The sequence below is a fragment of the Verrucomicrobiales bacterium genome, assembly GCA_016793885.1.
GTDB lineage: Bacteria > Verrucomicrobiota > Verrucomicrobiia > Limisphaerales > UBA11320 > UBA11320.
The window spans coordinates 22,298-34,270 of record JAEUHE010000071.1 but is presented as its reverse complement, the minus strand read 5'-3'; the positions used below and the strand labels follow the sequence as shown (position 1 = coordinate 34,270).

7 protein-coding genes are annotated in these 11,973 nt (G+C 59.4%); 6 read left to right on the top strand and 1 reads right to left on the bottom strand.

Going from position 1 to position 11,973, the window contains the following annotated elements; translation table 11 throughout:
* Positions 1-2,889 (bottom strand): discoidin domain-containing protein (locus tag JNN07_08990; protein ID MBL9167861.1); only part of this gene is annotated, 2,889 nt, incomplete at its 3' end.
* 331 nt (positions 2,890-3,220) lie between these two features.
* On the opposite strand from JNN07_08990, the gene JNN07_08985 reads away from it, so the two are divergent.
* The 6 genes from JNN07_08985 (at position 3,221) to JNN07_08960 (ending at position 11,879) form a co-directional block, all read left to right on the top strand.
* Positions 3,221-4,681: a tetratricopeptide repeat protein gene (locus JNN07_08985; protein MBL9167860.1), complete on the top strand. Its 1,461-nt coding sequence runs from the start codon at positions 3,221-3,223 to the stop codon at positions 4,679-4,681.
* Between the two features lie 18 nt (positions 4,682-4,699).
* Positions 4,700-6,391, top strand: coding sequence for a CRTAC1 family protein (locus JNN07_08980; GenBank protein MBL9167859.1), 1,692 nt, complete (start codon positions 4,700-4,702; stop codon positions 6,389-6,391).
* A complete protein-coding gene (locus JNN07_08975; GenBank protein ID MBL9167858.1) occupies positions 6,388-8,208 on the top strand; it encodes a CRTAC1 family protein in 1,821 nt (606 codons plus the stop codon). Before JNN07_08980 ends, JNN07_08975 begins: the two co-directional genes overlap by 4 nt.
* Positions 8,209-8,275: 67 nt before the next feature.
* On the top strand, positions 8,276-9,541 hold the full coding sequence (locus JNN07_08970) for an MFS transporter (GenBank protein MBL9167857.1): 1,266 nt from the start codon (positions 8,276-8,278) through the stop codon (positions 9,539-9,541).
* A gap of 11 nt (positions 9,542-9,552) precedes the next feature.
* Complete coding sequence (locus tag JNN07_08965) at positions 9,553-10,470, top strand: dihydrodipicolinate synthase family protein (protein MBL9167856.1); 918 nt, start codon at positions 9,553-9,555, stop codon at positions 10,468-10,470.
* Between the two features lie 44 nt (positions 10,471-10,514).
* Positions 10,515-11,879: a peptidoglycan-binding protein gene (locus JNN07_08960; GenBank protein ID MBL9167855.1), complete on the top strand. Its 1,365-nt coding sequence runs from the start codon at positions 10,515-10,517 to the stop codon at positions 11,877-11,879.
* Positions 11,880-11,973 lie beyond the last annotated feature (94 nt).

The window sequence follows — 11,973 nt, the reverse complement described above, 5'->3', positions numbered from 1 at the left end:
GCCTTCCCAGGTCACGGTCAGACTGCCATTGGCATTGCGGACCACGGAGATGGACGGACGATCCGTTCCGATGGTCGCGGTCAGCTGCAGAGCCTGGCCGGTGGTGAAGGTTCCGACGCCGTTCTTGACCAGAACCGGCAGCCGAGGAGCATCCGCTTGAGCACCGCGAACGGTGAGGAAGGCCCCGCCGCCGCGTTCAAACATGCCGGCTTCGATGTCGTAGGTTCCCTTGGCGAGGGTGATGGTCGCGCGGGTGTTGCTGTCGCCGGTGAGGCAATCGCAGGTGACCGTGCTGCCGTCCTCGGAGATGACGCTGCTGCCAGTGCCATTGACCGTGATCTCGGTGAACACCTGTCCAGGGATCTTCATATAGGCACCGTCATCGCTGTTGAACCCGAGGCTGTAGGTTCCGTCTTGAGGAATGACGAGCTTCGCGGTCGCGCGGATCGCGTAGTCGTTGTCGTCCACACCCGGAGTGTTCTTCGGGAAGGCCGGGATGCCGCCATTGGTGTCCGGGTCGCCCCAGCTGCCAATGTCGGTCTTGACCGGCGCGCCCGCGGTGGCGTCGAGATCAGCGAAGCCTTGAGCCCAGTTATTGATGGCGTTCTCCGCCACATCACCGGCGCTCGGATCAGAGGACACAACGCTCCAGCCATCGGCGTCGACGCCCAGCTGAATGTAGGAGTCGGCCGGAGTAGGATCGCCGACGAGCTTCCACAGGTCGGTGTCGCCGTCGTTGGCCCAGCGGCCCGGAGCGGCATAGAGTTCGCCATGATCGCCACCGCCGCGTTCCCACCAGAAGAACTCGATACGGTAGGTGCCCTTCTTGAGCAGGTAGGTGCCACGGGTATTGCTGTCGCCCGTGTTGGCGGGATGTACGACTGCTTCGGTATCGGCTCGGTCGAGTTCACCGTTGCCGCTGACTGCGACAGCCTTGCCGCCGCGGATACGCATGGCGAAACCGTCGTCGGAGTGCACACCGAAGGTGTATTCGCCGTCAGCCGGGATCACGATGTTACCGATGAACAGCTGGATGAAGTCTTCAGCGTTCCAACCACCGTCAGGATGAGCGGTAGCCGCTTCGTCGTAGGGCAGACCGTTGCCAAAGAATCCGCCGGCGGCAGGATAGTTAGCCACTTGAGTGGTCACGTCGGCGAATTTGCCGGTGAACTCTTCGGTGCCCACGGCCGCGATGCGGGACAGGGCGGCGGGGATGCTGTCGATGGTGCCGGCACCAAAGATGTAGCGCAACGCCCACATGCCTTCGACGGGTTCAGGTCCGTTGAGGTTGGCCTCGGGGAACCAGGGAACCGGGATTCGGACTTCGCCCGTGAAGCTGAGCTGATTGCCAGCAGAGTCAAAGCCGGTGACTTCGTAGGCGTGAAGGGAATCCGGCACATACTTGGCGACATTGTCATAGGTCAAGGACAGCACGTCAGCGGTGCGGCTCTTGGTGACGCTGACGGAGGCGCCGTCGATCTTCACGGCAACCGAGTTGTCCACCAAAGTGGTGTCCAAACCGTCGCGGATGCCGAGGAAGATTTCCGTGCGGCTGGCGGTGGCGCGGGAGATCACCGGGATGCTAGCACCGCCGGAACGACCGAAATATTCGATTTCGTTGAGCTGGTGGAGGGTGCCCGGTGTTTCGTAGGCGATATAGCGCAGATAGGTGTAGGGAGCGGAAGGCCGGCCCAAGGTAAACTTGAAGACCTGGTTCCGGGTGGTGGTCCAAGGGGAGGGGATGTCCACGGTGTAATGAACGATGTCTTCGTAGTTTTCACCATCGTTCGAGCCCTGGATTGCCCAGTCCGTAGGATCACGATCCGGCGAGTCGTTGCCGGTGGTCATCGTGAAGTGGGTCAGGCTGATCGGGTTGGCCAGTTGAACCGCCACCCAGACCGGTTGGTCGGGCTTCGGATCATCGCAGCACCATTTGTCATTACCACCGCCGACTTTGTTGTCGAAGATGTTGAAGGCGTTTTCGCCGCCTTCGAAGTCGCCCTCGATGCTCGCGGTGATTCCCACCCAGTTCCAGCTCGGGTCAGTCGCGCCACCGAGCGCATCCAGACCGTTGCCATCGGGATCGGTCACGTCACCACCCAGCAGGGCAGCCGCACCGACACCCAGGATCTCCGCCCGAACGGTGAAGAAGGATTCGATCTCCTTGCCTTCGCCGCCGTTGTAGATCGCCATCACTTCTTCTTCGGTGAGCGCGCGGCTCCAGAGGGCGAGATCATCGATCGCACCTTCGAATTCGCGAGCCAGGGCATCGGGATTGTCGCCGATGATGACGCGCTTGCCGTTGGTGGTCAGGTTCGCCGCGGTGGTGCTCGAGGCTACCAGCACGCCGTCTTGATACAGCTTGGAGCCGTTTTCCTTATCCGAGATGGCTACGATATGATGCCAAGCAGCATCGCCAGCCGCCGCGCTGGCGGTGATGTCGCCGTTGCCGCCTTGGTACGCGAAGCTTTGGCTGGTGCTCGAGCGATGGATGCGCCAGTTGTTGTTCTCACCTTGGGCCGCGAGCGCCTGCCATTCGGTGTCGAACGCATCGACTCGGAACCAGGCTGAGAGCGTCATGCTGCCGCCAGCAAAGGACAGATCGCCCGGTTCGCCGCCGGTGACAGTGATCTTCTGATCGTTACCATCGAGCTTCACCGCTTGACCAAATTTTCCAGCTTCGAAAGCGATCGGCTCGGTCCCGCTGCCGGTGCCGCCGTAGGTGGCGCTCAGAGAGGAATCATTGAAGTTATCTTCCATTCGCCAATAGGCCTTCAGCCCGTCGGGGAGGTACTGCCCTTGAGCAGTCTGCGCCAAAGTCCCTAGAAGCGGCAGAACGGCCGCTCCGGTCAGGAGCATTTTGGCAAAGGGTTTATACACGTTATACATATGAGGGGACAGGTTGGGTTTGGTTGGTTTTACTAATGTTACTTCTTAACGTTTACTACTTTCGCTGGGTTCACGAATCCTCGACATGGCACCGCTGGGTGGTGCGATGGCTACCATCTTTTATTTCATGTGTTGGATTCATTAATTCTTAAGCGATTTGGCACTCGAATGCAACTTGGAATTCACGAGAAACGCATTTTGAGAGTGAAGTCGTCACCTGGTTGTGCCGAGAAAGGGACTAGGACGGTGGTTCTAGCCGAAGCGACTCTTGACTGATCGCTCCGGGCTTCGTTAGATTTTCCAGAACCAGCCCAACCTAACTGACATTGCTTTGCAACGACTTGCGTTTCGAAACCACGCCTTGGACGTCTACAGATCAGGACCTAGGTCCCGATCGAAAGTCCTGCGCCACGCGTCGACCTGCTTCGCCTGGGCGACCTGGATTTGTTTCTGTCTCGCCTTGGCTGGGGGATGGCGCGAAATCGAGGCTCAGACTGACCCTGGCACCGCTGAGGAGGCCCCGAGTTCGTCCGGTTCAAAAGCATTATCTGTTGATTCGGAAGAGGTTAAGCTCTCTGCTGCGAGCGAGGCGGCGGCGGTAAAACGTGAGGGAGTGGCCGTGGCTCAAGCGCTCGTGCAGGCGTATCCCGAAGACGCCCTTGCCTATGCCCTCTTAGGATCAGCTCACTATAATATTGGCCAGTCCGAGCCGGCGGTACGGCACCTCAAGCGCTGTTTGGAGTTGAATCCCAACCAAATTGATGCTTACGAGATTCTGGCGCGGGTGGCCGCGGAGAAGGGGGATTTAGAGGAAGCGGTGCGTTTGGGTGAGGAGGCAATCAAACGTTCCCCCGCGCATCCCGAGATCCTGACCCAGCTGGGGCGAACTTATCTGGACCTGGGCCGGGCGACTGATGCCGTCGCCGTCCTCCTCAAGGCGGTCACTGGGCAGCGACCCAACATGGATAGCGCGTATCTTCTGGGGCAAGCGTACTTGCAATCCAAGGATTTTGTGCAGGCTAAAGCTGCATTCCAACGCGTGATCGCGATATCGCCCCGTCATACCCAGGCTTTTTTCGGTCTCTATACAGCCTCTCTGCGACTGGGGGAAGCGGGTGAAGCCGAGACGTTCCGGGAGGAGTTCCAGAAGCTGCAAGCGGCTGACAGCAAGGCCCAGACGGATCGAAGTGCGCAGGAGGATACCCGAACCGGTTTGCCGTTGGTGCGAACCACGATGGCTCGCACTCTGTTCGGCGCGTCGCAGATTTATCGGTCCCACGGCAACGGGGACCAGGCCCTTGGACTGCTGCGAAAGTCGGCTTTGTTCGATCCGGAGAATCCGATGTATCGCGCCGCGGCAGAGGCTGTGTTTCAACAGCGCAAAGCGCCGCAAGAGGGGCTGAAGTTCTTTCAAGACCTTGTCCAGGAGCAGCCGCAGGCCAGCTATAATCATCTTTTCCTCGGACGGTTCCAATCGAGGGTCGATAACTTCGAGGGCGCCGAGTCTGCTTATCTCAAAGCGCAGGAGCTGGCGCCAGGTCGATCCGAGCCTCCCCGCTCTTTGGTGGATCTCTATTTACGCAAACGCCGCAAGCTGGACGTCGCACTGGTGTTGGCGCGGCAAGTCGTGGAGATGGAGCCCAGTGGATCGAACTACCACTTGTTGGCTATGGCCTGCGCCAACAATCAAGACCGTGGCGGGGCTCTGGCCGCCATCCGGCAAGCCATTGCTCGAAACCCCGACGAAGCCAATTACCGGCAGCTGCTTCAGCAGCTGGAGAAGGCGCCTTAGCCTGGGGAGGAGAATCGAGTGAACACCTGTCTGGCAGTCCTGCTCCTTTCGATATTGGCAGAGTCGCTGCAGGCCGCCGACTCGCGCGGCCCCATCCAGCTCCACGATATGAGCCAAGCGACGGGCATCCAATTCGTTCACACCGATGGAAGTTCCGGCCGTCGCTATATCATGGAAACCGTTGCTTCAGGACTGGCCCTGCTGGATTACGATAGCGACGGCGATGAGGATATCTATTTTCTAAACGGAGCTCCCTTGCCGGGCACGACCGTGGAAAAGCCGCCCCGAAATGCACTCTACCGAAACGAGGGAAACTGGAAGTTCACGGACGTGACCGATCTGGCGGGGGTCGGTGACACGGGCTATGGATTGGGCGTGTGCACGGGTGATTACGACAACGACGGAGATCCGGATATCTACATCAACAATTTCGGGACGAATGTTCTGTATCGCAACAACGGGAATGGCAGCTTCACGGATGTGGCTCGGCTGGCGGGCGTGGCCCAGGGCAATCACGTCGGTGCGGGGGCTTGTTTTCTCGACATGGATGGCGATGGCGATCTTGACCTCTTCGTGGCGAGTTACGTGGCGTTTACCTATGAGACGCATCGCACCTCGATGATGAACGGCTTTCCCTCCTACGTTGGCCCCCTGCAGTATCCTCCGACGGCCAATCACCTCTATCGCAACAACGGCGATGGCACCTTCACGGATGTCAGCTCAAACTCGGGCATCTCGGAGTTGCGGGGTTCCGGGATGGGAGTGATGGCGGCCGACATCGACAATGATGGCGATCCGGACTTGGTGGTCGCCAATGATCTTCGTCCCAATTTCCTCTTGTTGAATGATGGTTTCGGGAAGTTCAAGGAGGTCGGCGCGCTGGTTGGGCTGGCTTACGATTCTTTTGGAAATGTCCAGGGCAACATGGGAGTGGAGTGCGCCGACTGGAACAACGATGGCTGGTTGGACGTCTACATCACGACCTATCAGCGGCAGTTCAATAATCTATACCAAAACGTCGGGGGTAAGGTTTTCGATGACGTCACGCGCAAATCGGGGGCCGGCACGAGCAGCTACCCGCAAGTCAAGTGGGGTGTGGGAGTTATCGATTTCGACAATGATGGGCACCGGGATCTCTTTTCGGCCTGCGGCCACTTGATCGACAACGTGGATCATTTCGATGATACCACCAGCTACCACGCCCGAAACCTGCTCCTGCGCAACAATGGGCAGGGACGATTTGAGGATGTCTCCCATCACGCGGGCGACGGGATGATGCTCAAGTTCAGCAGTCGCGGAGCGGCGTTTGACGATCTCGACAATGACGGTGACATCGATGTGGTCATTCTCAATGCCCGGCGAGAGCCCAGTGTGCTGCGAAACGATTCCCCCCGCACCCATCATTGGGTGCAGGTGCGATTGCAGGGAACGAAGTCGAATCGAGGTGCCGTGGGAGCCCGGGTATCTGTGGTGGCTGCGGATCTCACCCAGATCGATGAGGTTCACAGTGGAAGGAGTTACCAGAGTGACTTCGGAAAGCGGCTTCATTTCGGTTTGGGCTCCCGAGCATCCATCAGCGAGATTCGGGTGAAGTGGCCGGGAGGTTCCACGGAGGTGATTCGGGACGTCGGTGTGGATCGTGTCGTGACGATTGTGGAGGGGCGCGGCCAGGCGGGGCAACCAACCTCGAACCAGGGAAAATCCCCGTGAGAGCTGGTTTTTCCTATGGAGTTCCGCCTTCAGGCGGATTCTTCGCGTTCCGCCCCGTTTCGGAAGGGCCTGAGTCGTTGGGCGGGCTGCGACGCCCGGGGAACCGCCTGAAGGCGGAACTCCATGCGGGGGCGGCGGGGGCTCGAAGTCATCCTCTCAGCTCCGCGTTGCTGGGTGTCACTGTGGCGCTGTTGTGGACGGGCACAGTCAAGGCCGCCGAGCCGCCTTCTCCAATCCTCCTGCGTGACGTGAGCCGCGATACCGGCATTCAGTTCGTGCATCAGGATGGAAGCTCCGGCCGACGCTACATTGTGGAGAGCGTTGCCTCCGGCCTGGCCACTTTTGATTATGACCGGGATGGCGACTTGGACATCTACTTTCTGAATGGTGCCCCGCTGCCCGGCACGCCGACCAATCCTCCGCCACGGAACGCTTTGTATCGGAACGACGGCGGCCTTAAGTTTACCGACGTCACGGACAAGGCTGGGGTGGGAGACACCGGTTACGGGCTCGGGGTTTGTGCTGGAGACTACGACAATGATGGCGACCTCGACCTCTACGTTAACAACTTCGGTCCGAACGTTCTTTATCGAAATAATGGGGATGGAACCTTCACGGACGTGACCCAGTCGGCCGGCGTGGCTAACGGTGACCAGGTGGGGGCGGGTGCGTGCTTTCTGGACATGGACGGTGATGGCGATTTGGATTTGTTCGTCGCGAACTACATCAACTTCACGCTGTCAAAGCATCAGACTCGGCATGTGAACGGTCATCCTGCCTATGTCGGGCCGATGGCCTACGGACCGGTCCCGTCCACCTTGTTTCGCAATAACGGGAACGGAAGCTTCACCGACGTGAGCAAAGAGTCAGGCATCGGCGAACATGCTGGAACGGGAATGGGCGTGGTCTGTGCGGACTACGATGACGATGGGGATACCGACATCATCGTGGGCAACGATGCGATGGCGAATTTCGTGTGGAACAACGATGGAAAGGGGCATTTCAAGGAGGTCGGTCTGCTCTCGGGGTTGGCCTATGATCTCAACGGCATTGGGCAAGGGACTATGGGGATCGACTGTGGGGACTATGATAATGACGGCCGACTTGATTTTCATATGACCTCCTACCAGAAACAGTGGGCCATTCTTTATAAAAACATCGGCCGAGGGATGTTTGACGACGTGACCCATCTTTCAGGTGCCGGTGGGGGAAGCTACAACCAAGTCGAGTGGGGCAACGGCCTGGTGGACTTTGATAACGACGGTCATCGGGACCTGTTTATGGCTTGCGGTCATTTGCAGGATAATGTGGAGCTTTGGGATGACACGGCTCGCTATGAAGCCCCTGCCATCTTGATGTCGAACACGGGGAGGGGGAAGTTCGTGGATGTGTCCAGTCGTTCCGGTGATGGTTTGGCGGTGAAGCGCAGCGGGCGGGGTGTCGCGCTGGATGATCTGGATAACGATGGAGACATCGATGTTGTGATCCTGAATTCTCGTCGGGAGCCTACCGTTCTACGGAACGACAGTCCCCGGGTGAACCACTGGTTGGGGGTCCGCTTGCAAGGTAGCCGCAGCAACCGGGATGGTATTGGCGCCCGCATCAAGGTGGTGTCCGGTGATTTGACCCTTATTGATGAAGTGCACAGTGGGCGCGGGTATCAAAGCCATTTCGGCATGTATCCTCACTTTGGGCTTGGCACGCGAAAGCGCGTCGATCGCGTTGAGGTTCGCTGGATTGGAGGCGGCACGAATGTGGTGGAGGGGGTGGAAGTGGACCGGGTCATTGAGGTCAAAGAGGCTCCGGCGAGTCCGTGAGCGGTCGGGGTGAGGACTTCGCCGTTGACGTGGGCTGCGCTGCCTGCTGGAGTGCTCGCTTTCCTGCGTGAACGTGTCGTCTCCATCATCTTCAACCTCGTCGGCCGTGGGGCGCACCGCCTGGCTGGTGGTGGCATTGCTCTGGCCGGTTGCCTTGCTCAACTACCTGGATCGCCAGCTTCTGGCGAACATGAAAACTTCCGTGATGGCGGATATCCCGAGCATCGGTTCGGACGCCAATTGGGGGATGATGCTGGGGCAGTTCAAGTGGGTTTATGCCTTTTTGAGTCCCCTGGGCGGCTACATTGCCGATCGCTTTAGCCGTCGGTTTACCATCTGCGGGAGCTTGTTTGTGTGGTCGGCGGTCACGTGGGTGACTGGCCACGTGACGACTTACGAGTCGCTGTTGTGGACGCGGTCATTGATGGGGATCAGCGAGGCTTTCTACATTCCCGCGGCCTTGGCCTTGATCTCGGATTATCATTCGGGGCCAACCCGCTCCCGCGCGGTGGGCATGCATCAGATGGCCATCTATGTCGGAGTGATCATCGGAGGCTTCAGCGGCTATGTGGCTGACCATCCTTCGTATGGATGGCGGGCGGCGTTCAGCGCTGCGGGTATTGCTGGCTTGGTCTATGCCTTTCCGCTCGCCTTCCTGCTGAAAGACGCACCTCCCCGTTTGGGTGCCGATGGACTGACCTTGGAGAAGCCTACGGTGTTCAGTTCTCTGCGACAACTGCTCACCAACGGATCCTTCATCCTGCTGGTCTTATACTTTACACTTCCCGCCTTGGCGGGGTGGGTGGTGCGCGATTGGATGCCGGCCATCCTGAAGCAGCAGTTCAGCCTGGGCCAGGGGAAGGCTGGGGTTTCGGCGACCCTTTACTGGCAGGTGGCAGCGATCATCGGCGCCTTGATCGGTGGTTGGTTGGCGGATCGTTGGATGGGTCGAACCATCCGCGGACGGATTTACGTGAGCGCCATCGGCATGTGTTTGATTGTGCCCGCAATGTTCGGAGTGGGGAATGCCGGAAGCTTGGTGGTCGCCGTGAGCTTTCTCGTTTTGTTTGGATTGGGTTGGGGATTTTTCGACTGCAACAACATGCCGATTCTATGCCAGATCGTGCCCTCGCAGCTCCGTGCCACGGGCTATGGGTTGATGAATCTGGTCAGCATCAGCTGCGGGGGGATAGCGGATTGGGGCTTCGGTATCCTGCAGGATGCCAAAGTTCCGTTAAACGTTACCTTCGGTGTTTTCGCCAGCACGGCCATTGTCTCGGTAGTGCTGGTGTTGTGCATTCGGCCGCGACGCGAATTGGTTTCAGGGTCCTGATTTGATTCGTTATGTTTTCCTTTTCTCCTCTTCATGGCTTGGTGGTTGCGGCGCACACGCCATTTCATGCCGATGGCTCACTTCATGTGGGGGTGGTGGAGAAGCAGGCGGCGCATTTTGCTGCCACGGGAGTTCGCGCCGTCTTCGTGTGCGGCACCACGGGCGAGAGTGCCTCGCTGACCCAGGACGAGCGACACGCGGTGGCCGACGCCTGGTTCTCAGCCGCACGGGGCACCGATCTTCGCATCGTGGTCCATGTGGGGTCCAACTCGGTGACCGAAGCCAGCCTGCTGGCGGCTCATGCGCAGTCACGCGGCGCTAGCGCCATCGCGGCTTTGTCGCCTTCCTATTTCAAGCCGCGGTCATTGGAGGCGCTCATCGACTGCTGCGCGCAGATCGCGGCGGCGGCGAGCGAGACGCCTTTTTATTTTTACGACATTCCGGCGCTGACGGGAGTGAATTACTCCATGGCTGAGTTCCTCACTCGCGCGCCCGCCCGAGTCCCCAGCCTGGCGGGGCTCAAATTCACCAACCCGGATTTGAAGTCATATCTTCATTGCTTGCGCTTGAACGAGGGACAATGGGATTTGCCGTTTGGGGTGGATGAACACTTGTTGGGCGCGCTGGCCATGGGGGCCAAAGGGGCCGTTGGGAGTGGGTTCAACTTCGCCGCGCCGATCTATCACCGGGTGTTGAAGTCGTTCCGTGAAGGCGACTGGGATCGGGCACGATTGGAGCAGCATCGCGGAGGACAACTGGTGGAGCTGCTGTCCGGATACGGCTACATGGCCGCTGCTAAGGCCGTGATGGAGATGCTCGGGGTGCCCGTCGGGCCACCGCGGTTGCCTCACAACCGCTTGACAGCAGCCGATCTGCATTCCCTTCGTCGGCAGTTGGATGCGCTGGGGTTCTTCGAGTGGATCCGTTAGAAATTCGCTGACTTGGTTGGCCTACTTTTGGCTATGCTGAGGCCGTGCACGTGACCTCTGGTCAAAATCACTCCGCGCGAGGGTCTCAACGAGGCGATGCCCGCTATTGGCTGATCGCCATCCTGGCGCTCGCGTTTATCGGTTGGCTGTGGATTCAGCGGCCGGCTCCACCGGTTTCTCCGGAATCCTTGGGCAGCCCGGTGCGCGTCCCGACCGTTTCGCCTGATGCCCCCCCTCGGCAGCCTTCGGTTCCCGTGGATCCACCCAAGCCGATCCTTCCGGCGGCGGTACCTCCGGTCCTTCCGGTTCCCAAGCCGGTAGAGCCCGCTCCTCCAGTGTCGGTGTCCACGTCGGCTCCTCCCACCGCGATTCTCGCGGGGCCAAGCTCCGTCCCAGTTCCTGCGGCCGTGAAAGTTGGCGGGGGCACGAACGAGCTAGCCCCGGGAAGCGCACATCCTTTGGGCACCGTCGTCATCCGGAGCAACCGACCCGTCGTGGCTACGGCCACGAATACCTCTCCGCTCGAGTCGGTGATCCCGGATCCCGTGGGAACCGGGCAGGTTCGCAGCGTGTTGGAGGCTCAGTTGGCCCTGGCGAGACTGGGGTTTTCCTCCGGGTCGATCGACGGCAAGTTGGGTTCGCAGACCCGGTCCGCCCTGCGAGCCTTTCAAGAACGGGAAGGTCTGCCTGGAACAGGGAATCTCGATACCACGACCCGAAACAGGCTCGCCCTTCCGGCTGAGCTTTTTGTGACTTATACCGTCACTGATGCCGATCTGGGACGGTTGCGACCTTTGGCGAAGACCTGGATGGCTAAGTCGGAACAGGACCGCATGGAGTATGAAACCATCCTGGAGATGGTGTCGGAAAAATTTCGATCTCACCCTGCTTTAATCCGACAACTCAATCCTCTCGTCGACTGGGACCGTGTCACTGCGGGGTTGCCACTGAAGGTGCCGAATGTGGAGCCGCCGCCGATCTCAGGTCGGCTATCGTTCGTGCGGATTTCTCTGAGCGCCAAAACGCTTCAGGGTTTTGATGGAGATTCCAAACTGGTGCTTCATTTCCCGTGCAGCATCGCTAAGGACAAGGAGAAACGGCCAGTAGGCGATCTTCATGTTGAGAAGATTGCCGTGAATCCCAACTACACCTTCAATCCCGACGTCTTTCCTGAATCTGAGGAGGCACGACAGATCAAGCGGAAGCTGATCCTTCAGCCTGGACCGAACAATCCGGTCGGAGTGGCCTGGATCAGTCTGGATCGGCCGGGGTATGGCATCCATGGGACGCCCCAGCCGGAGCAAGTGGGTCGGACGGAATCCCATGGCTGCTTCCGTCTGGCCAATTGGAATGCGGAGACGTTGGTGAAGCTGGTCTGGATCGGGATGCCGATCCAGGTGGAACCCTAGCAGCGCAGGTTGATGAGGGGGGATTAAAAGTGGGTGAGGTCAGGGGATCCCGACTCCGTCGAGGGGACAAAAGCGGCAGAGGGCTGCACGACGA